Source organism: Neorhizobium sp. PAMB6630 (genome assembly GCF_058242775.1).
Genome location: NZ_JBZAYV010000002.1, coordinates 39,773 through 64,678, shown reverse-complemented (window position 1 = coordinate 64,678; position 24,906 = coordinate 39,773). Strand labels below are relative to the sequence as shown.

The following is a 24,906-nucleotide window of genomic DNA, read 5'->3' as shown; positions in this document are numbered from 1 at the left end:
GGCCGAATTAACTGATCTTGCTGTGATAATCTCAACGCTGCATCGCAGGTCTCTTAGCAAACGTTCGATGTGTTCCCGTTTGGGGGCTTCGTCTTCCACCAAAAGGATTTTCGATCTTTCACTCATTAGGGAGCTCTCTGGACTGCAATACGACTGCATAGGCCACCTCAAGTCGGAACCGGCCGTCCGGTTGAAATCCGAATTCGATCTTCGCCCGATCTGACTGGGCGACGATTGCCGCTAGCTTTGCAAAGCCACTACCATCGTCTTTTCGGGTGTGACGTGAAAATGCTCCAGTTGCGACCAGTTGCTTTACTTCATTAGCTCGTTTTGCCTTTTCGGCCCTAGCGCTAGCCTTGCAATCGCTAACCACCTCAATAGACAGAGTATTCGATGTGGCATTCCATCTCGCAGCTATATCAATTCGCGGCGATGCAAGTCCGGAGTGCTTTTTCGCATTTCCCAATCCAACGAAAAGTACATCGTGAACAAAAACGAGATTTGCTGCGTCAAGGGATATTTCCCCTTCGATCGATTTGGAGATACGAGGCGTATAGCTTCTCTGCGTTGGAAGAGTTGCTCCAAGGCCGACCTCCAAGATTTGTTCCAGTGTGAAAAGATGCTGGCTGGCCAAAGCTCCGGTATGGACAAACCACTGGGAAGCTTCGTCTAATTTTCCCTGCACCTCTGCTGAACGCTTGCCGACTTCTGAATCAAATTCGAGGAAAGCCGGGTCAGTTTCCGCAACTTCACGGACCGCCGAGCGGAGTTTGTCGAACTCTTCAACGAGTGCGCCCTTAACGGTGAGCGAGATGAGATCCCTTACACCACGAAGCGACTGCTCGAGGGAAATCGTAAGCATTCGCCGAGGACCGCAGGTCAGCTTTTCTTGCGCGATCGGCGCTTCCACTTTGCGGCTAGAGCCTCGACGTTTTTGCGGAGATTGGCGGCGTCGACATCGCCCGGATCGTAGTGTGCGTGGCCCCACCATTCGACAAGTTCGTGGTGACGCTCATGGTTGGTGTCCGCAATGGCTTCGCGGAACTCTTGATAGCCCCAGGGACCGCCGACATCCTCCGGTGGACACCGTCCGACAACCTCGAGAAGGAATGGATCTTCGAAGCCGGCGGTCGCCGGAAAGATCTTTTCGATTTTCACAGAGTGCGTCCAGCCGTCGCCGAAGTCATAGAGATACTTGAATGACTTCGCGCCAATATCTTCGATGGCAGCAAGAAGCGTTTCCTTGCGTGCATCGATGGGACCACCAAAGCCGTCATCAGGCAGGCCGAAGCCGATGTCACGGATCCTGAACTCATACAGATGGCTGTTGGTCCAGCCGAAGGCCTCCTGAAGGATCTCATGAAGCCGGTCCAGCCGAATGCGGAATGGCACGACAACGCGGCGCATCACCAAGGGGTCAACGTCATCGAGCGTGACCTTCAAGCGAACGAGAGGACCAGCCATCAGGCCGCCTGCCTCAGTGGCGATGTTGCGGTTTTCCGCCAATTCCAGGGGAGAAGCTCATCAAGACGGCTGGCTGGATGATCGGCGATGCGGGCGAGAACATCGGCAAGCCAGGCCTGTGGGTCAATGCGGTTCATCTTCGCGGTGACGATCAGGCTGTACATGGACGCCGCCCGCTGCCCCCCTCGATCGGACCCGGCAAATAGCCAGGCTTTTCGTCCGAGCGCCACACCGCGCAGAGAGCGCTCCGCGCAATTGTTCGACAGGCAGATACGGCCGTCGTCCAGGAAGCGGGTGAAGGATTCCCAGCGGTTCAGCATATAGTCAAATGCCTTTGCCAAGTCATTGTCGCGCGGCAACCTGGCGCGGTGTTCGCGTATCCATATCTCCATGTCGTCAATCAGCGGTTTTGACAACTGCTGGCGGATTGCTTTTCTCTCATCGGGAGTGCGGCCATTGATATGGCGTTCGATTTCGAACAAAGCGTCGATCCGCTGCACCATGTTCAAGGCGACCGGCGAGATGACGGCGGCACTTTTACCCTGCGCTTTTCGGCGCGCGTTGGCCTCCAGATCGGCTTGCGCAAAGAATGGTCGCCTGGCATGCGCCCAACACGCTGCCTCATGAATCGGGCCCGGACTTCGATCAGGAAGATAAAGCTGGCCATAGCCCGTATAGGCATCCGCCTGAAGGATACCGCTATAGTTGGCCAGATGCGCCTGTGGATGTTCGCCGGCCCGGTCCCGGGAATAATAGAACATCGCCGACGGAGGCGCCGTACCGCCAAACGGAGCATCATCCTTGACGTAGCTCCATATCCGACCGGTAACGGTTTTGCCGAGAGCCAGAACCGGCACGGTCGTGTCATCACCGTGGATCCGTTCAGACGCGAACGTATGGCTTTCAATCCGCCGCACCAGCGGATCCAGGACCTGGCAGCACGTGCCAATCGCGTCTGCCGCAGTCGACAGACTGATTGGCACACCTTCCAGGGCAAAACGTTCGACCTGGCGATTGAGCGGAATGTGCTGGCCAAACTTGTCGCACAACATCATCGCCAAAAGGCTCGGACCAGCCCACCCTCTCGGTATGACATGGAAGGGTGCAGGTGCCTGGCTGATCTTCTCGCAGTCACGGCAGGTGAACTTTTCCCGAACGGTCTGAATGATCTTCCAACTCCGCGGTACGCTCTCCATCGTTTCGGTAATGTCTTCGCCGAGCTTGCGAAGCCGTTCACCGCCACAGCAGTTGCAGGCAACCGGGCCTGGCACGACAAAACGCTCACGCGGCAGATGTTCCGGGAATGGCTTCTTGACCGGCCGCTTGCGCGTAAAGCCGGTGACCGCAATCGCCGCCGCCGCAACGGCCATCTCGGCAGCAAGCTCATCTTCGGTCGCCGTCGCTTCGGCGTCCTCAAGCATCAGCTCCATCTGAGCAATCAGCCGCGCCGTCCGTTCCGACTTCTGACCGCGCAGTTCCCGTTGCAGCTTTTCGATATAGACTTTCTGGCGAAGAATGATGGCCTGATCATCGGCTTCCTTGGCCTTGGCAACAGCCAATTCGGCCAAAGCGGTAGCTCGTTCCAACCGCGCAATCGCCAGCTCTGCCTCCAGGGCAGCAGCATGATCACGGGGATTTTCCGAGCCGGTTTCCATGCTCGAAGTGAATCATAAAACCACTGATTTGTATAGCTTTTCCTGGCGCCCCGCTCGCAAATCCCGCCCCAAAAGACACTATCCAGCGCTCGTCGGCCGCCATGTCTGCTGCGGGTTCCGCCAGTCAATTCCCTCAAGCAAATAGGACATCTGGCCAGCCGTCAGCGCAATAGCTCCACCCTGCGTCGCCGGCCAAATGAAACGGCCGCGCTCGAGCCGCTTTGCGTATAGCGAAAGCCCAAATCCGTCATGCCAAAGAGCCTTGATCAGCCGGCCGCTTTTCCCGCGGAAGACAAAAACGTCACCCTTGAACGGATCACGACCCAAACCTTCCTGCACGATCAGAGCAAGGCCGTGCATTCCCTTGCGCATATCGCAATGGCCGCTCGCAATCCAAACCCGCACGCTCGAACTGATCGGGATCATTTGAGCGCACGCATCACGGCTGCAGCAAGATCACAAGGCGCCCCGGACGCAATCCTCACCTTGATACCGTTCGCAAAGTCCACAACGATGGTTGTCGCACAACCATCGCCGTTGCCAGGAACGTCCAGGACAGTTGCCGGCACGAAAGCGGGCTCATCTTTCAAAGACAGCGCTTGGCGCCGCCACGTGTAGAGCAGCCCCGTCGAAACATCAAAACGACGCGCTACTGCCGAGACATTTGCCCCCGGAGCAAATGCTGCCTCCACAATCTCCCGCCGTTCATCCGGTGACCAACGACGACGTCGTTCTTGACCCGTCAGCAAAATGGCCTGTGCCATCGTTCCTCATTGCGCTCTTAAGTTCACTCTCAAGAGCGCAAAATCACGATATCACCAAAAACTCGCAAGGCGGTCCACGCCGGAGGGATACGGGAAATCCAAAATACATTTATCAGGAAACGAAAAAAGGTATTTATGTCGAGCTCTAGCGTTAGCCAAACGCGGACAACTGAGTAAAGTGCATCGCTGTAAGGGATAAATAGCATTCCCAGTGGATGCTCAGCTGTTCTGACGTGAAAGTATTTATCTTTCGCTTCCAGCAGAATATCATCGAAACTGGCGGAGAAGTTGCGCAGCGCTGCTTCAACGGTCAAGCGCTCCGGTGCATTAAGAGTTTGGAATTTATCGACCCATACTCGGTTTGGATGATATGCACTTGTCTCTGTTTCTCGCGTGGTAATCAGTTCGCTGGCTTCGAGAGGACCTCTTATCAACCCAATGAACGAATGATGCCTCACATTTTTTGCGAGGTAAAAGTCGAGCCCAAAGGTTGCATTGGTCAAGAACTCGTCGCCAGCCCGACGGACTACACTCATTAGTACGGCATCGGCCTCGTTATCCGGAGAAAATGACCGGCGAGCAGCCACAGTGTCGTCTAGCTCGCGAAGGACATCGTCAAATGTTTGTGGAGATTCAACATTGACTGGTTCAAGGTCGCGATATCGCTCGAAATCTTCTTGCAGTTCTCTCGATGCCCATCGCACGAATGCAACATCTTCAACGTGGATTCTAGTCCTGTCCACGATCCAGCGTCCTTCATCCAACGCGAGGTTATGCGAGATGAGGAATGCTTCACTTGTAAATTCGTCAGCAAGATCGGCTCGCAGTTCGCTCAAAACAAGGTAGATGTCTCTACGTTCTTCGAGAACTTCACGGGAACTTGCGAAAAGACGGGTGACATCAAGAATTTCTGGTACGCAGACATGACGTAAAAAGTAAAACAGCTCCTTCGGGGCTATTTCTATGTTTTTGTCATAGAGCGCGCTAGGTCGCGTTACTCCGAGTTTTCTCAGCGCCAGGCCGGTGGCGAATCGCAGCTGTGATGCGGTTTGGCTACTATCTGTTCGTATCCATAAAAGATGCAACGCAATCGGAGCAGCTAAAGGCGAGACAACAGCTTTATAGTCTTCCCAGACGCAATCAGAGAAGCCCGCAACTATAGGAAGCATGTTGAAATATGATGCGTTGCTCGCACCTTCCGACGCAATCAATGCTATCTTTTGGGGCCGATCCCCAAATGTATGCAGAGAATGAAGTAGATTCATTTTCCAAAGCGCGCGCAGCGCTCTTGGAGGCTCCTCGGAATTCAATAATCGACATGCTTCTTCAGAGTTCGCGTGCGACAGGTGATAAGTCGCCTTGGCGAAAGTGGATATTGGTGTCTTTTCGTTCTTTGGGCCATCGCCCGATAGCGCGAGGGTCCATGCATTTACGGTCGGCGTCGCTGGAAAGGCGACGTGAGCGTTCAGTGTAGAACCTACGGTGTCCTCTATCCCATATGCGTTGCTGTGGAGGCCAATCTGCCAGGGGCGCCACGCATTGTCGGGTTTTTCCCGTCGCGCTTGGGATAGGAATTCGCCGACCCCAGCCGCAAAGGATAACCCTTGAAAATTGAGGCAAAGCTTGGCGGCCTGAGCCGCAAAGTCTCCGTCCTCGCCTGGGGAAGCCATCGCTGCAGCAATCCATCTATCTAGCAATCGAGGGCTCAGGGGGCCTCTCGGTGATCGATTTGACGACGCTCTAACAAACCCTGCGTATATTATGTGCCATGGATCGGACGACGAATTACTGCAATAGAGCTTTAGCGCTTCTTTATTATGGCCAGAAAAAAGCGCATCCGAAAGTTGTGTCTGTCTATATGAAAGTGCCGGGGGTTTTGCCGGATCTAGAACCAGCCGCATTTTCTCCAGTCGATAGTCAGGCAAGTCACAGATCTCTAGGCACTCCAACACTACATCGTGCAGTGGTGAGGGTTCCCATCGAACGACATTTTGCAGGACGGCGACGTACGTCTCGTAAATATCAAGAATACCGTGGCTCTGTTCTATGCGCAGAATATCGCTGAGCTGCGAAGTAGAGTTAGGAAGTTCATTCTTTAAGCGATAACGCATGTAGCTGCGAGTAGCGTCGTCGTAGTAGGAATGATTCGAAATTCGGCGCTCTATATCCTCCATAAACTTATTAATTGTCGTGCGTTCCTCGTTGCGAACGCTTGTATGATAGGTGGTGAAGCCAAGTAGACCGTGCTTGTAAACTGATCGTACCTGTGCAGAATATCTTTTTTGTTGCTCCAGCCCGCCAACCTGCTGTTCAAGCGCCAAACGCAATTGAACCGACCACAAGGTTGCTCCGTATGCTTCGAATAGCGCCTCCAATGCAGTGAGCGCGTCGATATATTTTTCTTCCATAACCGCTCGACTTACAAAGTCTTTCACGGCCAGAAATTTGCTCACTTTGTCGCGTTCGCTGCCAATACGCGCAGCGATCCAACGTAGTTCGTTTTGAAACTCAACAACGGGCGTTCTTGGGAAAATCCCTGTTAGGTTTTCATATCGTGTTGGTAAGTGAGCGAGCTCCGGTAGCTGCGTGCTCAGCATTTCCTGGGACCAGTTCAAGAAGTCGGAATATTGGCTCGGCGGCAGCCTTGATCGGACCTCTAAGTAAAGCTCGTTTAGTGCCGTGCGGAAGCGGCTGCTTGGCGGTACGCTGCGTTTTTCGACAAACCGCCTGGACTTGAAATCGGCGATGATTCCACGAAACCGATGCTGTTGTTGTATATAAATCTGCCCAAAACCTGCATCTGCATTCAGTTGCACTGTTCACTTCCCATAAGAATCAATGGTGCCCGGTAGCAAAACACCTGAACGTGCAATGGCGCAAGCAGTGATTGAGAAAGAGCAAGACAACCGATAGGGGTAAAGGATCTTTTGGTGCTCGCGCAGGGTGGTCAACGGGTCGTATCTGTTGAAGATCGCTAGCGTCTTCGGGAACGGGCGGATGCTGCGGGGCGGTCGGGGCTCGTCAGTCGCAAGCCAAGGGCTACACTAATCCTTCGACTATTCAGGGCTGGCTCAAAGTTTTGAAGGAGACAAGCGCGCAATCTTCGGCGCCGCCGCCCATGCGCAGCGCGCCGCCGATTTCCTGCATGGTCTGCAGAGCGTTGGGGACACCAAGGAAGGAGCCGCCGCGTAAGCGGCGGTTCCCCTTGTTCTGGCGGAAAAATCGCGCTCGCCAGAGGCGGGCGTTGAATATAGATGGTTTGAAAGTTATTGAATATACTCAGCCTCATTGGGTGTATTGCGATTTTGTCAAACTTGAAAATGGTTTGAAATTCGTGTAATATACTCAGTATGGCTGAGCAAAATGCGTCACTGTTAAACCGACTTGAGAAAGACCTCCCCGAAGGGCTGGTCGTGGATGCCGCTTGGCTGGAAGAGCGCGGTATCGCCAGCAATCTGCGCGCCTACTACGTCAAGAATGGCTGGTTAGAGCAGCCGGTACGCAGCGTCTATAAAAAGCCGCGCGGCACGCTGAGCTGGCAGCAAGTCGTCATATCGCTCCAGACCCTGCTTTTGCGAACGCCGTTCTATGTCGGTGGGCGCACGGCATTGGAGCTACAGGGTTTTGCCCATTATCTCGCGCACGAGACCAAGACCGTTCATCTCTACGGGCCGGAAAAGCCGCCCGCATGGCTCGACAAGCTCAACCTTCCCCAGCGCTTTGTCTATCACAACAGCGCGACCCTCTTCCGGAATGATCCGATCACGCAGGGGCTTGGCAATCTTGCCTGGAATATCGCGGACGGAACAGGCCGCGATCTCACCCGCTTTCAGGGCGGTAGCCTGACCTCGCTTGCCTGGGGTCAATGGGATTGGCCATTGACGCTTTCCCAGCCCGAGCGCGCCTATCTCGAAATGCTCGATGAATTGCCGCGCCATGAGAGTTTCCATCAGGCCGACATGATCATGCAAAGTGCCGCAAATTTCAGCCCGAGGCGGCTGCAAAAGCTGCTGGTCGATTGCGACAGCGTGAAAGTGAAGCGCCTGTTCTTCTATTTTGCGGATCGCCATGGCCATGCCTGGCTCAAGCGTCTCGATAGAACCGCTATCGATCTTGGCAAGGGCAAGCGCATGCTTGTCCCCGGCGGCAGGCTCGATCCTGTCTATCTGATCACCGTGCCGGAGGACCTTGATGCCGTTTCGTGACCAGTACCAGGCCCAGGTTCGGCTGCTCATGCGCCTTCTTCCCATCGTCGCGCGAGAGACCTGTTTTGCGCTCAAGGGCGGAACGGCGATTAACCTCTTTGTGCGCAACCTGCCGCGCCTCTCGGTCGATATCGATCTGATGTATCTGCCGGTCCATGACAGGCCGGAGGCTTTGGCCGGGATCGATGCGGCCATGAAGCGCATCAAGGCGGCAGCTCTGGCGGAGCTGCCCGGCGCGCGCGTCACCGAAAACATTCACGATGGTGCGATCCTTCGCCTTCTCGTGATTGCGGAGGGCACGCAGGTCAAGATCGAAGTCTCTCCCGTATTGCGCGGCGTGGTCCATGAACCTTCCACCATTCCGGTCACCGAAGCGGTCGAAGAAGCGTTCGGCTTTGCGGAAACCAGCGTCGTATCTTTTGAAGACCTCTTTGCTGGCAAGCTGGTTGCAGCACTTGATCGGCAGCATCCGCGTGACCTCTTCGATGTGCAAGGCCTGCTTGCCCATGAAGGGCTGAGCGGTGACCTACGCGAAGCGTTCCTCGTTTATCTACTCAGTCACAACCGCCCCATGGGTTAGGTCCTTTCCGGCCGCGTCAAAGACCTCGAAAACGAATACAGCAATGGCTTCGAGGGCATGACCGAGACGACTGTCGCAATCGATGATCTGGTCAAAACCCAGCATGAAATGATCGAGGCACTGATCGGCGCAATGCCGGATCACCACCGGGAATTTCTGATCGGCTTCGAGCGCGGGGAACCGGACTGGTCCTTGCTGAAGATTGGCCATGTGGCAGAGCTTCCCGCCATCCGATGGCGGCAGCGCAATCTCGACAAACTCAAGACGGACCAACGTTCAGCCTTGGTCGAATTGCTGCGAACTTCCCTTGAACGTCGCGGATAGAAACTCCCGCTCCCTCGGCTTTGAACACCGGAAAGCAGCGATATGAGAGCGTAAACGGGGGTAGGGGAAGGACCGCAAGATAAAGCGAACCGGGGTTCGCCCGAGCTGCGCTCGTAAGTGATTGTCTGCACATTGTTTTCCAGCCGGAAAACGGGGAAGTGTCGCGGTTCGCGATGTGCGATGAATTTTAGGCCCTGCTGATTTTCTTTGATCGCCATGAGCATAGCGGCTACCTGCCGCGAGGTGCGCCACGCCGATCTACGCGGTTGCAAGTCTTTTTACGCCCGCCTGCGATGACGGCAAAATGCTGTTTGTCAGGCCGAGGAGGGGCGGAGAGCATGACGAGGGCGAGGGCGAACGCGGCGGCAAAGACTGACGTGATGGGCAAATAGATCATGGTGAGTTCTTCCATGCGTAGAGAGGATCGCTGCGGGGCCCGGGTCCCCGCAGTGATGTGGCGGACCGCGCGTCAGCGCGCGCCGTCGATGACCATGCCGCCATCAGGGGAGAGGGTGTAGCCCGTCAGGAACTGCGCATCCTTGCTCGCCAGGAACAGAAGAACAGGCGCAATGTCGTTCTCCGGCGAGCCATAGCGTTGCAGCGCGTTGTTTGCAGGCGGCACCTCGATATCGCCCCAGGTCTCGGCCACCGGCTGAATGTTGTTCACGGTTATCTTGTCAGGTCCCCATTCGCGTGCCGCGGTTCGCGTCAAGGCACGGGTTGCCTCCTTGGCCATGTTGTAGGGTGCGTAGGGCAGCATTCCGAGAAGCGCCGCCGGCGAACCGAAATTGATGACGCGGCCTTCTGCGCTCGCCTTGAGATAAGGATAGCAGGCTTGCATCGTGCGCAGGGTAGCGATCGGACCCGTATCAAAGTTGCGCTGCAACTGCTCGATCGACAACTCCATGATTGACGACATGACAGCCGAGGGATCGAACGCGTTGTTCACCAGAATATCGACCCCGCCATAGGCAGCAATCACCTTGTCCACGGCCGCCGTGATCTGATCGGCGCTGCTCACGTCGCAGGGTACCCCGAGCGCTGTCCCGCCGGCGGCCTCGATGTCCGCGACGACCGCTTCCACATTGGCGGGTGTGATTGAGAGCACCGCGACCTTCGCGCCTTCCGCTGCGAACAGCTTGGCGGTCGCCCGTCCGATACCTCGACCCGCGCCTGTGACAATCGCGATTTTTCCGTTGAGTCGACCCATGTTTGTCTCCTGTAATTATTGAGTTTGAGGAACCTGGCTGCACCATCCAGTGTCAGCCGTTGCTGATGACTGGCACGTGGCGGATCCAGCGCCGGTCAGTGATTTAAGCTGGTTGCTCCAGGGAGCCTGACCCTCATCGCGCATCACCAATCGTTTCAGATGCAAAGGGAGCGTAGGGCGAAGGCATCTCGCGCGCGGCATTCTGGGTGAAAAATGATCCGGCGACCAGCACAAGACCGACGGTCGCCGGTAGTGCGGCCTTGATATCGCGCATGCCCAGATGGGCGAGAACGGCGAGGGTCAGGTGATAGAACATCCCGGCATAGGCGAGATCGCTGAGCCCCACGCTGATGCGCGAAAGGATCGCCGCCACGGCGAGCAGCTTGACGATGATCAGGACCGGTACGAGGTAGCCGGGATAGCCCAACTTGACGATGATCTGCCGGACTTGCTCGCTTCTCGTCAGATAAAGCATAGCGGATGAGAGGTAGAGCAACGACAGCAGCGCTATCGCTATCCAGTATAGATTGGTTTCGGTCATAGGGATTCCTGCCCACCAGTGGCCCGGTGAGGTCCTCGATAAAATGGCTTCTTTGGGCGCTGGCGCATTTCCATGATGCGGCGGAGCGTGTATTAAAAATGTAGACTATGAGCGGTAATCGCAAGTAGGATGAATTCTTGGTGGTAAGTATGGAAAACCAGACCAATGGCGACCGTGTCGCGACCATGCAGGACGAGATGCGTCGAGCGTTCATGCTGCTCTCGGGCAAGTGGAAGCTCGAGATCATGTGGCTGCTCAACCAGCGGGTCTATCGCTTCGGTGAATTGCGAAAGGCGATTCCGGGTATCACGCAGCACATGCTGACGGCACAACTTCGGGAGCTCGAAGCCGACGGCCTGATCTCTCGTACGATATTTGCCGAGGTTCCGCCGCGGGTGGATTATGAGATAACGGCCAAGGCCCAGGGTCTCCAGCCGACGATGGAGGCCTTGGCTGCCTGGTGGCGGGAATATGGGACCGAAGTTCCAGCCAAGCCGGCAAAGCGGGGCCGCAAGGCGGGCAGCGTCACCACCACCCGCAAGAGTGCCCGGTAGGCGTCAAATCGTCTAAACCGGGCAGCCCCGTCTTCCTGCGCCTGCGCGGCCAAGTAAACGGTTGGGTCAACCCAATCCGCACTCGACCCACCTCGGGATGTGCCGGTCAGCCGCCACAGAGGAAGATCCGCTGCAGGCAAACATCAGCCGCATCAACTTGTACGCTATTCGGCAGTCTCTTGCGACTGCTCGACGACCTTCGAAGCGTAGGCGGTGATGATTGCCGGAAGCAGACCCGGGAAACGTGCCTCCATATCGGCGAAGCGCGGATGATTTCGCATTTCCACGCCGTGACGCTCGCTGCGGATCAATCCTGCTTCGCGCAGCACCTTGAAATGGTTCGACAGAGACGATTTCGGAATGACCCGATCACCCAAGGCTGAGACAGCCGAGCATGTCTGAATGCCCCCCGCCCGCATGATGTTGACAAAGATCGCTGCGCGATTGGGATCCGAGAGCGCGTGAAGGATCGCTTCCGGCTGAACGTCGTTGGTGGAGGGATGAAAAAATGGTCTCATGCCTTCTCACATACACCGGCTTGACACGTTGTTCAATAGTTCATAGTTTCCGAACTATTGAACAAGAGCGGCTCTTTCTGCGCTGCCCCACGTTCGCAACGCAAAAGAGGTACAGAGAATGAGCAAGCTCGAAGGCAAGGTCGCAGTCGTAACCGGAGCGTCGAAAGGCATCGGCGCGGGCATCGCGAAAGCTTTGGCGAAGGACGGCGCGGCCGTCGTCGTCAACTATGCTTCAAGCAGGGTAGGGGCAGACGCCGTCGTCGATGCCATCAACGCTTCCGGAGGCAAGGCCATTGCCGTCCAGGGCAATGTATCAGTCGCCGCCGAGGCACAGGCGCTGATCGAAGCGGCGGTGTCCGAGTTCGGTCGGCTCGATATCCTCGTCAACAACTCGGGCGTCTGGGAGGCCGGGCCGGTCGAACTGTTCACCGAGGATCAGTATCGGCATGTGTTCGACGTCAACGTGCTTGGCGTGCTGCTGACAACGCAGGCCGCAATCAAGCACCTTCAGGAGGGCGGGAGCGTCATCAACATCTCGTCTTCGATCACGACGCTGCGTTCGCCGGGCACATCGCTCTATACCGCGAGCAAGGCAGCGGTGAACGCAATTTCGGAAGTGTTGGTCAAGGAACTCGCGCCTCGGAAGATCCGCGTCAACGTCGTCAGCCCCGGCTTCGTTGCCACAGAGGGAACTAAGGCGGCCGGCATCGCAGGATCTGAGATGGAAGCGGGCATCGTCTCGCAAACGCCGCTCGGCCGCGCCGGAAGGCCGGACGATATCGCCCGCGTGGTTGCGTTCCTCGCGTCCGACGATGCGCGCTTCGTGACCGGCGAGAACATTCTGGCCAGCGGTGGCTTGCGTTGATGCGTCGGCGCTGGGCGGCTGGCCGGTGATAGGCCGGCTGCCCAGCGCCACGCTTATGAAACGCAGACGGCGAGACCTCAATAGCTATGCACCTTACTAAATTTGCAAGGGAAAAATCCATGAGAGCTGTTCAATACGAAAGCTATGGCGAACCCGACGTTCTGCAAATCGTCGACATCTATGCGCCGCACGCCGGCGCCGGCCAGATCCGCATCGCGGTTCGGGCGGCAGGCGTCAACCCTCTGGACTGGAAGCTGCGGTCGGGACTGTACCGTGATTTCATGCCGATAGATCTCCCCAGCGGCGTCGGCGCCGAGGCAGCGGGTATCGTCGACGAAGTGGGCGACGGCGTGTCCAATGTCGCGGTCGGCGATCGTGTATTCGGTATCACCGTTCGCCGGACAGCCATGGCAGAACATGCGGTGTTGACCAGTTGGGCACATATTCCCGACGACATGTCGTTCGAGGTGGCAGGCGGCCTTGCGATTGTCAGCGAGACTGCGACGCGCATCCTTGATCTGGTTGGTAGCAAAGCCGGAGAGACGCTGGTGGTGGTCGGCGCCTCGGGCGGGGTGGGCAGCGCGGTCGTCCAGGTGGCGCGCCATCGCGGCGTCAACGTTATCGGCGCGGCGAGCGAAGCAAAGCACGACTATCTTCGCAAGCTGGGCGCCGTTCCGACGACGTACGGATCCGGATTGCCAGCCCGCGTCTGCGCCCTTGCACCGCAGGGGGTCGATGCGGCACTTGACCTGGCCGGAGCGGGTGTGATCCCCGATCTCATCGAGATCGTGGGCAATGCGGCCCGTGTTCTGTCGATCGCGGATATCGATGCACCCAAGCACGGTGCGCAAGTCACGACGTCGCAACACGACCACCCTGAAATCGCCCTCAGGCATGTAGCGGAACTCTATTCAATGGGGGCGTTCGACCTCCCAATCGAGCAGGTCTTTTCGCTCGATCAGGTCGCGGATGCGCAGCGGCGCAGCGCGAGCGGAAGAGTTGCCGGCAAACTCGTGGTCACCCTTCCCTAATAAAGCTGTTGCCAGTTCTGCATTTGCGGAACTGGCAACAATGCCGCCTTTTGAAATTGTCATGCAATGATGCACTATCCGCCCCACGAAAGTCGCTATGGTGACGTCCGAATGGCGATACTGTCGAGAGCGTCCAGGCGCCAGAGTTGCGGGTCAATATCGTCAACTCTCGTGATATCAATTTTCTCCCTGCCCGACGTTGTCACTTACAACTGAGACAATCCTCCAGCGACCTTGGGTTCGAACCAAAGAAAAAAAGTCTATCGCGGCGTTTTGTACGCCACTTGGAAAATTCATCGTGAAGTATTGTTCGGCAACTGCCACGTCGCCCAATATTCGAATATTTCTTTTGCCGACAGTTTCGGAATAGCCGTTTTCTTTAATGCCATTCGCGAGCTGTGCCTGCGTGTAACGGGGAAGATCCAGAATGGAAATTTCTGCGTCGGCTGGAAAGACTCTCACACCCAAAATCGCGGACTCGTGGAAAACCTTGTAAAACAAGTCCCATCGCGGTGCGCTGCCTGGCTCAAATGCCAATGCCTCGTAGGCCGTTTCAATAAGATTGCCGATGTCAGCCTGTTCGTCAGACATGATTGCCCACCGTGCTTACGACAATGTCATGGTTGGCCAAAAGACTTTCTATGTCCCCGCAGAGCAAATCGAACGCTTGCTGATCGCCCCGAAGGTGTGCGTCCATGTGTGCCAATGTCAGGCCACGCCAAGCCACATGCGCGTCGGCTCCCCGGCAGATTTCTTGAGGAGATACCACGGTCTTCGCTACGACATCCCATTGCGCCGGTCCTTGTGGGAACAGACGTGCCAAGCGCTTTGCGTAGTCGCGAAGCCACTCTTGCCCTACATCGATATCGTCCACGAAGTGATTGTGATCTGCGTTCGCGAGAATGACCATACGCTTCCACGCATCTGCCGGAATCGACCTGAACACATTGAGTTGACCGTACAGAGGTAGCAGGGCGTCCCTGTCCGCCACGAGTTGCAACGTCGGTACCGCACGCCGCCATTGCCAATCGATGTCGAGGGCAGAGGAACTGAGATCAGCAGCCGGTGCCATACTGTTGGCCGGGCACATTGGGACGATGGCGGCAATTCGCGCATCCCATGCCGGTGCACACAGTGCCGTCCAGCCGCCGAAGCTGGCCCCGACGATTCCAACATCTTCGGCTAGCACATTGAGCTTTTGCGTTGCTGTGGAAATGAGGAAGGGAACGGTATCCTTTCGGTTTTGCGCAATATTCGTCATGTGGGCATCGAGGCTTTCGGGGCTGCCCACAGGCTCTTGCGAATTCAAGAACGCATCAACGTCCTGGAATGTGCTGCCCAGGAGGTCGGGCGAAACCACGACATAACCATGACTCGCGAGATGTGTGCCAATGAAGCTCGCTTCTCGTCTGAAGCCCGCCCAACCGTGGATTAGAAGAATAAGTGGGTTTGGCTCAGCGCGAGCGGTTGTATTGCGCACCGCAGCCTGACGACTCATATCATCTCCACCTTCACCAGCAACCCACCCAGGAACAAATTTATCCTGGGTGCTGGGATTCAGATCGTCTCCCGCGATTGCATCGGTTGCGGGGTACCAGATCTCAACGGGAACGCTGCGGTCAAGCGAGGCGTGTAGCCACTCGTCCGATTTAACTCCGACAGGAAACATACCTCGGGAAAATGGATCATAAGTCATTTGCTGCACCGTATTCGCATTCTAATCAGACTACTGGTTTCGGGGCGTCGATCAGCTTCAGCGTCCTGAAACGCAGCATGCCGACTATCATAGCGGCTGCAATCGAGCCTGGGATAATCCAGTTCACCCAACCAGACCGTCCTGTGAAAAAATCTATCTGCAATACGATCGTGACCAGAACGATGCCGATCAGCAAGCATGCCGTGAACGGAGCGATAACTCTCTCGACCACATGAGCTCCCATTCTTGACCGTCGAAAGAATGCCAGAATCGCCAGGCTTGTGAGGACTTCAAGGGCAGGAATTCCGATGACAGCAGGCGCTGAGCCGAGCACAAACAAATCAAGATACGGATCGCCATTGCCAATAATGAAGGCGCAGGTGACGAGGATAGCCGTGCCCGTCATAGCGATGCTTGCGATCCAAGGAGAGCCGAAGCGCGGATGCAATAGCGCCAGTTTTTTTGGAACTAAGCCATCGGTTGCCATCGCCGCAAGGTAGCGGGCCGTCGCGTTGTGGAATGCAAGTACTGAGGCAAACCAACTGGCGACCACGAGGACCTCCAGGACTTTAACTGCCCAGCTGCCGAGGTATTTGTTGGCAGCCGTAAAGAACAGTGTGGTCGCGTCTGTATTGGCGACGTTCATCGCATTGCTGACGCCATAGGCGCTGATGACGGCCCAGATTACCAACATGTACAGTCCACCCATCATGGCGAGCGAACCGAAGGTCGCATTGCGAATAGTGCGATGGCGATCCTTTGCCTCTTTGGAGTACAGGATAGTGGCCTCAAAACCGGCGAATGCCGCAATAGCGATTGCCAGTTGTACGCCAATGTGAGAATCGATACCGGCAAAGGGCGAGATCGGTATCAGTGAGAGGCCTTCAGGCCCTCCATTTAGCAGGATTGCCATCGACAGTGCCACCAATATGGCGACTTCAAGCACAATCACCACTCCCAGCAGGCGCGCATTGACTGCGACACTACGGGTGCCCAGTACGCCGACGAGCAGTGTCATCCCCAATGCCCAAGCATACCAAGGCATGGTGAACCCTAATAGGTCCTGAGCGGCGGCGTCGATAAACACTGCGAAGGCACCACCACCGCCAATCGCTGCACAGGCATATACCAGAAGTGCAACGTAAGAGGCCCCCGCGCCAGCTGCAGGCCCAAGTCCCTCTGAAACGAAGCCGTATAAGCCTCCCACTCGACTGAGGCGCGCAGCCATGGCGATGTATCCGACTGCGAAGATCGCAAGAGTGAGTGCAGCAAACAGGAAGATTGCTGCACCGCCTGCCACACCGCCCCGCCCAATTATCAGTGGAATGGCGCCAAGTGAGAAACCTAGTGGCGCGGCGGCCGCAATGACGAAGAACACCAGTTGCCATGCGCCAATTTTGTGCGCGACGGTTTCTGTCGAGGTATTGTTGACACGGCGTAATTCAGATTTTGGCATGCGTTCGACCTCTCCTGCAGACAACCGTGCCAAAACGTTTTGGCATAGACAAAATTGGCGAAGATCTTGCGAGTTGTCAACACTGTTTGATACGTACTTCAGATGAACAAAAAAAAACGCCCGACCATTGCGGACGTGGCACGCGCCGTAGGCGTGTCAGCGACCACTGTCTCCCATGCACTCAATGGAAAAGGACGCGTTGATGAAGAAACCAGAACACGTATATCGGATGCCGCACAACGCATTGGCTACGCTCCCAGTCGTGCAGCGCGTAGCTTGGTTCTTGGTAAATCAGATGCAATTGGCTTGTTCCTGCCGCAGGTAGCCAATCTCTCCTTGCACGAATTGCTGTCATCGGATTGGTACGGACGTATTGTTGCAGCTGCGAGTCAGGCGGTTTTCGAGTCGGGCCGTGTTCTAACTTTGCTTCACACGACCTACTCGGCCGAAGAGGCGGCGCGTCTGGGGTTGGACGGGTTGATTCTTTTGGATCCTGTTCCAGGCGACCCCCGTAAACAGGTTCTTATGAAAAGTGGTATCCCGCATGTTCTCCTTGGGCGCGACGCCCAAAGCAGCAATAGTTGCACCGTGTGCTCAGACACCCACAGTGCCATGGTAACGCTCCTCGAGCACCTGCTTGAGGCCAGAGCAACCTCCATTGCATTACTGACGCATGACTTGCCCTGGGACATGCTCAGTGAAGAGTTGCAGTCCTATGTTGATTGGATGCAAGCTCACGACATGCCGGCGGTCTCCCATACAGTCCCGATCAGCGAGGTACGCACGCGCCGGGAGATCTTTGAAGCTGCCTTTACCGTAGCCCGTGCCGTACTTTCGGCCCCCAATCCACCTCGAGCCATCATCGGACTCATAGAAGATTTTGGACCGGCAGTCGTTGCCGCGGCAGAGTCCTTGGGTATCAGAGTACCTGAAGATCTCTTGGTCGCCCAGGATTCCGATGGGCTGCGTGCGCAACTGAGCAGACCGCCCATCACAGCGATTGATATGCATCCCGAGCTGCAGGTCGCGGCTGCTGTCGCCCTGTTGGTAGAACAAATCGATGGCAATGACGTCAGCGTGGAGACGAGAGTCTCGGTGAAATTGAATGTCAGGGGTTCGACTCTGGCGATGCTACCGTCTTAAAGGCGCCATACAGGGTCGCGCTAGCGACGGCTTTCCTGGTTCACTCGCTCGCGACTCATGGCGGGTTAAGCGTCAAGCGGCATTCCAAGATGACCTTTGACGCTTGGCATATGAACTTAAAGGTCCCGCCTAACACCCCAGACGGTGAGCTCCATAATTCAGCCTTGCGCCCGTACCACGAACCTAAGTAGCAGAAGTTTCAGCTATTTAGGGGGGCAGAAAGGCAGGTCGCAGGTTCGTATCTGTTCAAGGCGATCGGAGCAGCCGCTTGCCGGTGTTGTGTCCAGGCGACGCGCTGCCTTTACAGCCTCTTCGGCCATTTCTGAGAGGCATGCATTACGGTAATGATCTCGATGTCTTGGCGAACCCGATAAGGGATGATGTAGGGAATGTCGGACAATACTACTTCGCGCGTGTTGGCAATACGACCGATGCGTCCAGCGGCCGGCATCTCTGCGAGCATATCAACGGAAGCTACGAGTCGGGCAACGACTCGTGCAGCGGCATCTGGGTCGTCTTGTTCGATGTACGCGCCGATTTCGTCAAGTCGCCGCAACGCCCGCACGGTCCAGCGGATGCGCCTCTGCTTCATGATCGAGAAGTCGCCTTGACATATTTGCCGACCACGCGCGCCACGTCGTCGTCGCTGGCGAATTCGCCGCGGTCCGCCTCGGCAATGCCGGCTTCAATTTCCGCGAGTTGCCATTCTTCGCGCGCCACAAAATCTTCAATGGCCTGTGCTGCCATGTAAGAGCGGGAACGGTCGAGTTTTTGAGCAATCTGGTTCAGGCGGTCGGCCACCTCGTCCGGGACGCGGATCGTGAATGCGGTCATGAAAAGGTCCTCTGTTGTTCACCTTGAATATCCTTGAACCACTTTGGTTCGTCAAGGTTCAACTGATTACTTCCCAAGTCCCTCGTGTTGCCTTGGTTCAGGTTGGCCGATCGATGATCATCCCGCTGATGACTGCCGCCCGCTCAACAGCGTAACCACTGGGCCGTCAGTTCGGCTCCCTTCAAGAGCGTTAAGACGATTTTCGCAGGCAAAACAATGCGGCTATCTCCATCAAGAGATGACCGCACGCGCCTGCAGATCATCTAGCTGTTGTCTATTGAAGCCGAGCTTTTCAGACAGGATCTCATAGGTGTCCTCGCCCAACAGGGACGGCGGAGAAGCGGGGGCCGGCCCCTGTCCATCGAAAAGGATTGGGCCGCGGACCATGCGCAGACTGCCGATCTTGGGATGCTCCACGGTCTCGATGAGACCGTGCGCAGTCACGTGCTCCTGCTCAAGGGCTTCCCCGATGGACAGGATAGGAGCGTTTGGCACGTCGAAGGCGCTCAGACGCTCCAGCCAATATTCGGTGCTGTCACTCGCCAGGCGGCTCAGAATGATGCGTTCAAGTTGATCGCGGTTCCGGAGCCTGTCCTCGTAGAGAGCAAACCTAGGGTCTTCGATAAGATCCGGCCTGTCGATGCAGCGCGCAAAATTGTGCCAGAACCGTTCGGTCAGGCAGGCCACGATGACGTGTCCATCCGCGGTCGGAAATGACCCGTAGGGAACGATGCTCGGATGCTGCGTACCGACGGGCTTCGGACTCTCTCCGGTGAGGAAATAGATCTGGGAAAGATAGCCCTGCATGGCGATCAGGCTGTCGAGCATGGCGATTTCCACCAGCCGTCCCTGACCACTCCGGTTGCGATCAAGCAGAGCTGCTAGGATACCGAAGATCGAATAGATGCTTCCTGCCATATCGCCCAGGGGCAGGCCGAGCTTGTTCGGGGCCTGACCGGGTTCGCAGTTGATGCTCATGACGCCTGAAAGGGCTTGGGCCACGATATCGAAGGCGGGTTTATCGGCGTGCGGGCTGTCTTTTCCGAAGCCCGTGATCGAACAATAGATCAGTGATGGGTTCTCCGTCTTGAGCGTCTCGTAGCCAAGTCCCAGCCTTTCCATCACCCCTGGCCGAAAATTCTCCAGGACGATGTCACTTTGCGCAGCCAGGTCCCGGGCAATCTGGACACCTTCAGGAGATTTCAGGTCAAGCGCAACGCTCTTCTTGCTACGGTTCAACGCCATGTAGTAATGGCTCATCCCGCCGACGAACGGCGGGAAATTGCGGGTCTCGTCGCCCTTTTCGATCGGCTCTATCTTGATGATCTCAGCCCCGAAATCGGCGAGCACCATCGAGGCATAGGGTCCGGAGAGAATGCGTGAGAAATCGAGGACCTTGATGCCGGTGAGGGGGCCTCTGCTGTGCTCCATGCCTTGCATGTCATGCCGCCTTTCTTAGAATTTTCATGACTGCGGTGGCCAAGGCTACGGCATTTCCGCTGTCGGACACGTCAGCGTCAAGGAACATCAGGGACCCCGACTGGTGCCGGATCTTTGCGCGCGCCTCCAGAAATGCGCCGGGCCGTGCGGCGCTGACAAATCGTGTGTCTATCTGCACGGTGACGGTCGGCGCGCGGTCTGCGGCCGTCCAGGCCACCATCGATATCGCCTGATCGAGAAGCGCGGTGATGACGCCGCCATGGATCAGGCCCAGCGCATTTTCGTGCTCGCTCCTTGTTTGCAGCGCATAAACGAAGCTCCCATCTTCATCCTGCGCTTTGGTCAAAGGCCCCACCATCGCCATAAACGCGCCTGCGTTCAAAGCCTTCCAATTTCTCTCCTCCCTCGTGCCTGTCATTTCAATTCCCTGCTGTGATTTGCATGTTTTCGATGTCGTTGCGGGCATCCGTCAGGGCTCCTGCAAGCTTAAGGATATCCCCGTCCTCCAGCCTTTCGGTAATACCGATGGCGACGAGCGAACGGATCATTTGCTTTCGCGTGTTGAAGACGGGAACGGCTACAACGGTCACTCCGGAAATGTAGGTGCCGTGATCTACGGCAAATCCACGCGCGCGCGCTTCGTCGACTTCATTGAGCCAGTCGGCGAACGACGGGGGATGGTCCCATACGAGTTTCGGGAACTCGCCCTGGAGGGCCTCCCTGCTCATCCCGCCAAACGCGGCAAACAGTCGGCCTGTCGCGGATATCAAAAGAGGAAAGCGCGATCCGAGATCTACCTGGAGGCGAAATGGCAGAGGCGATTGAGACAGTGCCACCACGACCATTTGGCCTGGTTCGGATAGCTGCGTCGCAATGGCCGTGACGCTGAAGCGCGCCGACAATTCTGACAGCCGCGGCTGGATCATCACCGAGAATGTGTTCTTCTGCAGGGCTGACCTCGCCAGCGGCAGGATGCCGACGCCGATGGAATATCGCTTTGTTCTCAAATCGAATTCGACCAGTCCCTCGTCTTGAAGGACCCGCAGGATATGCAGGCAGGTGCTGGGCACCAGATCCAGCTCGCGGGCGATCGGATTGACCCCGACGGGGTCGTTCGAGCGTGCCAGAAGCCTGAGGATTGCAATGGCCCGCGTGACGGCTGGCACCTGTCTCTTGCTGGCTTGGCTCGTGTCGTCGTCTCTCATTTCACCTGCTCCCAAAACGCCAAAAACATTGTATATATACAATAATAAAAGCGTATTGACAATACTCTATCGATCCCTCTACCGTTGTCAACGAGCACAACGGGTGGCGGAACCCCTTGCGGAGTGAGGGAATTGGGAGGAGGCCATATGACGCTGACGGATTACACGTCCTATGCGGATGCGCAGAAGCACTACACGAAAGAGGCGCTTTGGGACCTGTTCGACGGCACGCGCGAACGGTTCAATATTGCCCATGAGTGTATCGATCGTCACGTCAACGGAGAGGCCGTCGCGCTGCGCATCGCCAATGCTGATGGCCGCAACGAGATCATCACATTCGCGGAAATCTCGCGTCGCTCGTCACAGATCGCGCACTTCCTCAAAGGACGGGGCATCAAGAAAGGCGACCGCGTTGCCGTGATGATCGAGCCATCGCTGCCGTTTTACTGCGCGATCTTCGGTGCGATTAAGGCAGGCGCAGTCGCGGTTCCGATGTTCACACTCTTCGGGCCCGACGGCATCAGGCTGCGCATTGGCGACTGTGATCCGGAAATCTTCTTCACCAATGCCGAAAAGGCCTCGGAAGCCAGGGAGGGCGGAGCGAAGAACGTGATGGTCGCGGATCACGCATTCCTCGAGAGCCTGGACGACCTGCCGTCGGTCTTCGATTGGGACACGAGCAGCGATGATCTCGCGGTCTTGCAATATACCTCCGGGACGACCCGTCTACTGCCGGCTGCCGTGCACCACAACCATCGGTCCATCGTCACTCTTATGGTCGCTGCCCTCTATGCGACCGGCATTCGGCCCGGTGATCGCTTCTTCTGCCCGTCTTCGCCAGCCTGGGGACACGGTCTCTGGCACGGTACGTTCGCGCCGCTCGCCATGGGGGTCTCCACCGGGACCTTCTCCGGCAGGTTTGATCCGGTGCGTCTCCTGAAGGCCCTGCAGGATTTCAAGATCACCAATCTCACCGCCGCGGCAACCCACTACCGCATGATGCGAAACTCCGGGGAAGCCGAGAATTTTACCTACAGTTTCGAAAAGCTGTCCTTCACCGGCGAGCCGATCGACAGCGAGACTGCGGCCTATGTCGAACAGGTGTTCGGGAAAAAGGTTCGCTCGATGTACGGCACGACCGAGATCGGCGTCATCATCGCCAACTATCCCGGCGCGGACGACCTCGAGGTGCGGGACGGTGCAATGGGCAAGGCCGTCCCAGGTGTCGAAGTGGAAGTCCAGAGGCCGGACGGTTCTCGCTGTTCTGCCGGGGAGACCGGCGAACTGATGGTCAGAAAGGGCGGCCAGTGGTTCCCGACAAAGGATCTCGGACGCGTCGACGAGGATGGCTATTTCTATCACGGCGGCCGGGCCGACGACGTGATCATCTCGGCAGGTTGGACCATCGGCGCCGTCGAGGTCGAGGATGCGATCTTGAGCCATCCGGCCGTGGCAGAATGCGGTGTGATCGGAACGCCCGACAGCCTGCGCGGACAGGTGGTCAAGGCATTCATCATTCCAAAGACGGGTGAAACGCCTGGTCTCACGGAGAGCATTCAGGAGCATGTGCGCGCCAAGCTCGCCCGTCACGAATACCCCCGCCAGATCGAATTTGTTACCGAGCTGCCGAAGACCCCGGCAGGCAAGGTGAACCGAAAAATCCTGCGAGATCAGGAAGCCCAGAAGTTTTCCGCCGCCGGCTGACGGTTGCGCGACCCCATATTTCAAGGAGGAACATGATGAATGAAATGATCCGGAAGTTTCCGAAAATCACGCAGGAGGGTCTCGACGATCTTCGCACGCGCATTGGCGTGAAGATCGAAAAGACGGTCGAGCCGTGGTGCTATGAGGCGACGCGCGACAATATCCGTCACTATGCGCACGGCATTGGCGATGACAATCCTCTGTGGTGCGACCCCGATTACGCGAAGAACACCAGATACGGCGATGTGATCGCGCTCCCGAGCTTCCTGTTTGCGACCAGCCGGATCATTTCGGGCTATGTCGGCGGCCTTCCCGGGGTACATGCGATGTGGTCGGGCGCGAACTGGAACTGGCACAAGGTCATTCCGCGCAATACCGAGTTCCGGACTGAGGCCTTTCTCAAGGACCTGGTGGAGCACGATACCCGCTTTGCCGGACGGGCCGTCCAGCAGATCTATCACGTGGACTTCTACGATGCCAAAACTGGTGATCTGCTGGCTGACGCCGACAGCTGGTGCTTCCGCACCGATCGCGATCAAGCCCGCGAGAACGGTACGAAATACACGAAGGCCAAGGAAAATGGCCGCCGTGTCTACACCCAGCAAGAGCTCGACCAATACTACAAGTATTACGAGCAGGAAGAGGTCCGCGGCGCCAAAACCCGTTACTGGGACGACGTGGCCGAGGGCGACGAACTGCCGACCATGGTCAAGGGCCCGATGACTGCGACCGGCTTCATTGCCTATGCGCAGGGTTGGGGTGGCCTCTATATCCGCGCCAACAAGCTTGCCTGGCAATTGCAGCAGAAGCATCCGTCGGCTGGTATCAAGAACCGCTTCGGCATTCCCGATTGCCCCGAACGGGTTCACTGGGAAGAAGAATTCGCGCTCGAGGTTGGTGCGCCCGGTGCCTATGACTACGGTCCGGAGCGCACGTCCTGGCTGACCCATCAGGTCACAAACTGGATGGGTGACGACGGTTTCCTGCGGCAGGCGAAATGCCAGGTCCGCCGGCACAACCCGGAAGGCGATATCATCCTGATCAACGGTACCGTCATCCGCAAGTTCGGGGAAGGCGGCCGCTATCTGCTGGAAATCCAGCAGCGTGCCGTGCAGCAGGACGGCGAATTGTCTGCTCTTGGTTCCGTTGTCGTCGAGTTGCCCAAACGCTGAGGCAGCCGACGGCCAACCGCTGGGAGGATAGGTTGAACGTCATCGGTATCATTCTAAGAAAAATCGAGGACACCCTGCATTTGCTGGGGTGCCTCAGCCTCGTGATCATCGTTGTCATCATCAATGCGGACATTTTGCTGCGACTGATATTCGGCGAGCCTGTGCAGTTTCAGTTCGAGTTGACCGAACTCTATCTGATGCCGGCCCTGGCGACCTTGTCCCTGTCATGGGTTTTTCGTGATGGCGGCCATCTCGCCCTGGATTTCTTGCCGGAACAACTTCCGGGGCTGTGGGGAAAGGCGGTCGTCAAGCTGTGTCTGCTGCTTCCGTCCGCCTTCTTCTTCGCCGTCACCTACATGTCCGGAAAAAATGCGCTGAATGCCTTTGTGCGAGGGCAGACCCAGTTCGGCGTGGTCGATTGGCCGCTGGGGTGGGCCTATGCCGCGGTGCCTCTGGGCTGTGGAGTCCTGGCCGTTCGGCTGCTCTATGACGCTTTGCAAAGTGAGACACCTAAACCGATCCATTAGGAAATCAATTCAGGGAGG

General features: G+C 56.9%; 25 protein-coding genes and 1 pseudogene. 9 read left to right on the top strand and 17 right to left on the bottom strand.

Annotated elements, in window-relative coordinates:
* Positions 1 to 118: 118 nt before the first annotated feature.
* The 6 genes from AC4CWF_RS18985 to AC4CWF_RS18960 form a co-directional block, all read right to left on the bottom strand.
* The gene (locus tag AC4CWF_RS18985) at positions 119 to 862 is read right to left on the bottom strand and encodes a hypothetical protein (protein ID WP_491286752.1); all 744 of its coding nucleotides are present in this window, start codon (positions 860 to 862) and stop codon (positions 119 to 121) included.
* Between the two features lie 17 nt (positions 863 to 879).
* Positions 880 to 1,464 carry a plasmid pRiA4b ORF-3 family protein gene (locus tag AC4CWF_RS18980; protein WP_491281691.1) on the bottom strand — a complete coding sequence of 195 codons (585 nt, stop codon included), beginning with the start codon at positions 1,462 to 1,464 and terminating at the stop codon, positions 880 to 882.
* The gene (gene tnpC / locus AC4CWF_RS18975; protein WP_491281692.1) at positions 1,464 to 3,119 is read right to left on the bottom strand and encodes an IS66 family transposase; all 1,656 of its coding nucleotides are present in this window, start codon (positions 3,117 to 3,119) and stop codon (positions 1,464 to 1,466) included. Before tnpC ends, AC4CWF_RS18980 begins: the two co-directional genes overlap by 1 nt.
* Before the next feature lie 78 nt (positions 3,120 to 3,197).
* A complete protein-coding gene (gene tnpB, locus AC4CWF_RS18970) occupies positions 3,198 to 3,545 on the bottom strand; it encodes an IS66 family insertion sequence element accessory protein TnpB (protein WP_491281693.1) in 348 nt (115 codons plus the stop codon).
* Positions 3,542 to 3,883 carry an IS66-like element accessory protein TnpA gene (gene tnpA, locus AC4CWF_RS18965; protein ID WP_491281694.1) on the bottom strand — a complete coding sequence of 114 codons (342 nt, stop codon included), beginning with the start codon at positions 3,881 to 3,883 and terminating at the stop codon, positions 3,542 to 3,544. Before tnpA ends, tnpB begins: the two co-directional genes overlap by 4 nt.
* 29 nt (positions 3,884 to 3,912) lie before the next feature.
* Positions 3,913 to 6,699 carry a hypothetical protein gene (locus tag AC4CWF_RS18960; protein WP_491286750.1) on the bottom strand — a complete coding sequence of 929 codons (2,787 nt, stop codon included), beginning with the start codon at positions 6,697 to 6,699 and terminating at the stop codon, positions 3,913 to 3,915.
* 534 nt (positions 6,700 to 7,233) lie between these two features.
* Here AC4CWF_RS18960 and AC4CWF_RS18955 point away from each other — a divergent pair.
* Positions 7,234 to 8,088: a type IV toxin-antitoxin system AbiEi family antitoxin domain-containing protein gene (locus AC4CWF_RS18955; protein ID WP_491286748.1), complete on the top strand. Its 855-nt coding sequence runs from the start codon at positions 7,234 to 7,236 to the stop codon at positions 8,086 to 8,088.
* A pseudogene (locus AC4CWF_RS18950) lies at positions 8,075 to 8,992 on the top strand (nucleotidyl transferase AbiEii/AbiGii toxin family protein). The gene AC4CWF_RS18955 and the pseudogene AC4CWF_RS18950 overlap by 14 nt, the downstream one beginning before the upstream one ends.
* Before the next feature lie 469 nt (positions 8,993 to 9,461).
* Here AC4CWF_RS18950 and AC4CWF_RS18945 read toward each other — a convergent pair.
* Positions 9,462 to 10,202 (bottom strand): SDR family NAD(P)-dependent oxidoreductase, encoded by a 741-nt coding sequence (locus AC4CWF_RS18945; protein ID WP_491286746.1) that lies wholly within the window; start codon positions 10,200 to 10,202, stop codon positions 9,462 to 9,464.
* A 133-nt stretch (positions 10,203 to 10,335) separates the two neighbouring features.
* Positions 10,336 to 10,743, bottom strand: coding sequence for a DoxX family protein (locus AC4CWF_RS18940; RefSeq protein ID WP_491286744.1), 408 nt, complete (start codon positions 10,741 to 10,743; stop codon positions 10,336 to 10,338).
* 149 nt (positions 10,744 to 10,892) lie between these two features.
* Between AC4CWF_RS18940 and AC4CWF_RS18935 the strand changes: the two genes are divergently transcribed.
* Entirely contained in the window at positions 10,893 to 11,297 is a 405-nt protein-coding gene (locus tag AC4CWF_RS18935; protein ID WP_491286742.1) for a winged helix-turn-helix transcriptional regulator, read from the top strand.
* 164 nt (positions 11,298 to 11,461) lie between these two features.
* Here AC4CWF_RS18935 and AC4CWF_RS18930 read toward each other — a convergent pair whose 3' ends face one another.
* Positions 11,462 to 11,815 (bottom strand): ArsR/SmtB family transcription factor, encoded by a 354-nt coding sequence (locus tag AC4CWF_RS18930; RefSeq protein WP_491286739.1) that lies wholly within the window; start codon positions 11,813 to 11,815, stop codon positions 11,462 to 11,464.
* 118 nt (positions 11,816 to 11,933) lie between these two features.
* On the opposite strand from AC4CWF_RS18930, the gene AC4CWF_RS18925 reads away from it, so the two are divergent.
* Together AC4CWF_RS18925 and AC4CWF_RS18920 are read left to right on the top strand one after the other, a co-directional pair.
* Positions 11,934 to 12,680: a glucose 1-dehydrogenase gene (locus tag AC4CWF_RS18925; RefSeq protein ID WP_491286737.1), complete on the top strand. Its 747-nt coding sequence runs from the start codon at positions 11,934 to 11,936 to the stop codon at positions 12,678 to 12,680.
* 119 nt (positions 12,681 to 12,799) lie between these two features.
* Positions 12,800 to 13,711, top strand: a complete 912-nt coding sequence (locus AC4CWF_RS18920; RefSeq protein ID WP_491286735.1) for an NADP-dependent oxidoreductase — start codon at positions 12,800 to 12,802, stop codon at positions 13,709 to 13,711.
* A 177-nt stretch (positions 13,712 to 13,888) separates the two neighbouring features.
* Here AC4CWF_RS18920 and AC4CWF_RS18915 read toward each other — a convergent pair whose 3' ends face one another.
* From AC4CWF_RS18915 to AC4CWF_RS18905, 3 genes are read right to left on the bottom strand one after another with little or no spacing between them, the layout of a single operon-like run.
* Complete coding sequence (locus AC4CWF_RS18915) at positions 13,889 to 14,302, bottom strand: nuclear transport factor 2 family protein (protein ID WP_491286733.1); 414 nt, start codon at positions 14,300 to 14,302, stop codon at positions 13,889 to 13,891.
* On the bottom strand, positions 14,295 to 15,407 hold the full coding sequence (locus tag AC4CWF_RS18910) for an alpha/beta hydrolase family protein (protein ID WP_491286732.1): 1,113 nt from the start codon (positions 15,405 to 15,407) through the stop codon (positions 14,295 to 14,297). The genes AC4CWF_RS18915 and AC4CWF_RS18910 overlap by 8 nt, the downstream gene beginning before the upstream one ends.
* A gap of 25 nt (positions 15,408 to 15,432) precedes the next feature.
* Positions 15,433 to 16,863 (bottom strand): APC family permease, encoded by a 1,431-nt coding sequence (locus tag AC4CWF_RS18905; RefSeq protein ID WP_491286730.1) that lies wholly within the window; start codon positions 16,861 to 16,863, stop codon positions 15,433 to 15,435.
* A gap of 102 nt (positions 16,864 to 16,965) precedes the next feature.
* Between AC4CWF_RS18905 and AC4CWF_RS18900 the strand changes: the two genes are divergently transcribed.
* Positions 16,966 to 18,006, top strand: coding sequence for a LacI family DNA-binding transcriptional regulator (locus AC4CWF_RS18900; protein WP_491286729.1), 1,041 nt, complete (start codon positions 16,966 to 16,968; stop codon positions 18,004 to 18,006).
* Between the two features lie 301 nt (positions 18,007 to 18,307).
* Here AC4CWF_RS18900 and AC4CWF_RS18895 read toward each other — a convergent pair whose 3' ends face one another.
* The 5 genes from AC4CWF_RS18895 to AC4CWF_RS18875 form a co-directional block, all read right to left on the bottom strand.
* Positions 18,308 to 18,598 carry a type II toxin-antitoxin system RelE/ParE family toxin gene (locus AC4CWF_RS18895; RefSeq protein WP_045022158.1) on the bottom strand — a complete coding sequence of 97 codons (291 nt, stop codon included), beginning with the start codon at positions 18,596 to 18,598 and terminating at the stop codon, positions 18,308 to 18,310.
* Positions 18,595 to 18,840 carry a CopG family ribbon-helix-helix protein gene (locus AC4CWF_RS18890; protein ID WP_045022157.1) on the bottom strand — a complete coding sequence of 82 codons (246 nt, stop codon included), beginning with the start codon at positions 18,838 to 18,840 and terminating at the stop codon, positions 18,595 to 18,597. The genes AC4CWF_RS18895 and AC4CWF_RS18890 overlap by 4 nt, the downstream gene beginning before the upstream one ends.
* Positions 18,841 to 19,071: 231 nt before the next feature.
* A complete protein-coding gene (locus tag AC4CWF_RS18885; RefSeq protein ID WP_491286725.1) occupies positions 19,072 to 20,280 on the bottom strand; it encodes a CaiB/BaiF CoA transferase family protein in 1,209 nt (402 codons plus the stop codon).
* A 1-nt stretch (position 20,281) separates the two neighbouring features.
* Complete coding sequence (locus tag AC4CWF_RS18880) at positions 20,282 to 20,746, bottom strand: PaaI family thioesterase (RefSeq protein ID WP_491286723.1); 465 nt, start codon at positions 20,744 to 20,746, stop codon at positions 20,282 to 20,284.
* Complete coding sequence (locus tag AC4CWF_RS18875) at positions 20,700 to 21,485, bottom strand: IclR family transcriptional regulator (RefSeq protein ID WP_491286722.1); 786 nt, start codon at positions 21,483 to 21,485, stop codon at positions 20,700 to 20,702. Before AC4CWF_RS18875 ends, AC4CWF_RS18880 begins: the two co-directional genes overlap by 47 nt.
* A 147-nt stretch (positions 21,486 to 21,632) precedes the next feature.
* Between AC4CWF_RS18875 and AC4CWF_RS18870 the strand changes: the two genes are divergently transcribed.
* From AC4CWF_RS18870 to AC4CWF_RS18860, 3 genes are read left to right on the top strand one after another with little or no spacing between them, the layout of a single operon-like run.
* The gene (locus tag AC4CWF_RS18870) at positions 21,633 to 23,189 is read left to right on the top strand and encodes an acetate--CoA ligase (RefSeq protein WP_491286720.1); all 1,557 of its coding nucleotides are present in this window, start codon (positions 21,633 to 21,635) and stop codon (positions 23,187 to 23,189) included.
* 35 nt (positions 23,190 to 23,224) lie between these two features.
* Positions 23,225 to 24,361 (top strand): FAS1-like dehydratase domain-containing protein, encoded by a 1,137-nt coding sequence (locus AC4CWF_RS18865; RefSeq protein WP_491287824.1) that lies wholly within the window; start codon positions 23,225 to 23,227, stop codon positions 24,359 to 24,361.
* Positions 24,362 to 24,393: 32 nt separating this feature from the next.
* Positions 24,394 to 24,888, top strand: a complete 495-nt coding sequence (locus AC4CWF_RS18860; protein ID WP_491286718.1) for a TRAP transporter small permease — start codon at positions 24,394 to 24,396, stop codon at positions 24,886 to 24,888.
* Positions 24,889 to 24,906 lie beyond the last annotated feature (18 nt).

Coding starts and splice junctions, on each gene's coding strand:
- tnpA (WP_491281694.1), bottom strand. CDS start 3,883: ATGGCACAGGCCATTTTGCTGACGGGTCAAGAACGACGTCGTCGTTGG.
- tnpC (WP_491281692.1), bottom strand. CDS start 3,119: ATGGAAACCGGCTCGGAAAATCCCCGTGATCATGCTGCTGCCCTGGAG.
- AC4CWF_RS18885 (WP_491286725.1), bottom strand. CDS start 20,280: ATGCAAGGCATGGAGCACAGCAGAGGCCCCCTCACCGGCATCAAGGTC.
- AC4CWF_RS18905 (WP_491286730.1), bottom strand. CDS start 16,863: ATGCCAAAATCTGAATTACGCCGTGTCAACAATACCTCGACAGAAACC.
- AC4CWF_RS18940 (WP_491286744.1), bottom strand. CDS start 10,743: ATGACCGAAACCAATCTATACTGGATAGCGATAGCGCTGCTGTCGTTG.
- AC4CWF_RS18890 (WP_045022157.1), bottom strand. CDS start 18,840: ATGACCGCATTCACGATCCGCGTCCCGGACGAGGTGGCCGACCGCCTG.
- tnpB (WP_491281693.1), bottom strand. CDS start 3,545: ATGATCCCGATCAGTTCGAGCGTGCGGGTTTGGATTGCGAGCGGCCAT.
- AC4CWF_RS18985 (WP_491286752.1), bottom strand. CDS start 862: ATGCTTACGATTTCCCTCGAGCAGTCGCTTCGTGGTGTAAGGGATCTC.
- AC4CWF_RS18870 (WP_491286720.1), top strand. CDS start 21,633: ATGACGCTGACGGATTACACGTCCTATGCGGATGCGCAGAAGCACTAC.
- AC4CWF_RS18980 (WP_491281691.1), bottom strand. CDS start 1,464: ATGGCTGGTCCTCTCGTTCGCTTGAAGGTCACGCTCGATGACGTTGAC.
- AC4CWF_RS18910 (WP_491286732.1), bottom strand. CDS start 15,407: ATGACTTATGATCCATTTTCCCGAGGTATGTTTCCTGTCGGAGTTAAA.
- AC4CWF_RS18945 (WP_491286746.1), bottom strand. CDS start 10,202: ATGGGTCGACTCAACGGAAAAATCGCGATTGTCACAGGCGCGGGTCGA.
- AC4CWF_RS18930 (WP_491286739.1), bottom strand. CDS start 11,815: ATGAGACCATTTTTTCATCCCTCCACCAACGACGTTCAGCCGGAAGCG.
- AC4CWF_RS18920 (WP_491286735.1), top strand. CDS start 12,800: ATGAGAGCTGTTCAATACGAAAGCTATGGCGAACCCGACGTTCTGCAA.
- AC4CWF_RS18875 (WP_491286722.1), bottom strand. CDS start 21,485: ATGAGAGACGACGACACGAGCCAAGCCAGCAAGAGACAGGTGCCAGCC.
- AC4CWF_RS18955 (WP_491286748.1), top strand. CDS start 7,234: ATGGCTGAGCAAAATGCGTCACTGTTAAACCGACTTGAGAAAGACCTC.
- AC4CWF_RS18935 (WP_491286742.1), top strand. CDS start 10,893: ATGGAAAACCAGACCAATGGCGACCGTGTCGCGACCATGCAGGACGAG.
- AC4CWF_RS18895 (WP_045022158.1), bottom strand. CDS start 18,598: ATGAAGCAGAGGCGCATCCGCTGGACCGTGCGGGCGTTGCGGCGACTT.
- AC4CWF_RS18865 (WP_491287824.1), top strand. CDS start 23,225: ATGAATGAAATGATCCGGAAGTTTCCGAAAATCACGCAGGAGGGTCTC.
- AC4CWF_RS18925 (WP_491286737.1), top strand. CDS start 11,934: ATGAGCAAGCTCGAAGGCAAGGTCGCAGTCGTAACCGGAGCGTCGAAA.
- AC4CWF_RS18880 (WP_491286723.1), bottom strand. CDS start 20,746: ATGCCCGCAACGACATCGAAAACATGCAAATCACAGCAGGGAATTGAA.
- AC4CWF_RS18915 (WP_491286733.1), bottom strand. CDS start 14,302: ATGTCTGACGAACAGGCTGACATCGGCAATCTTATTGAAACGGCCTAC.
- AC4CWF_RS18900 (WP_491286729.1), top strand. CDS start 16,966: ATGAACAAAAAAAAACGCCCGACCATTGCGGACGTGGCACGCGCCGTA.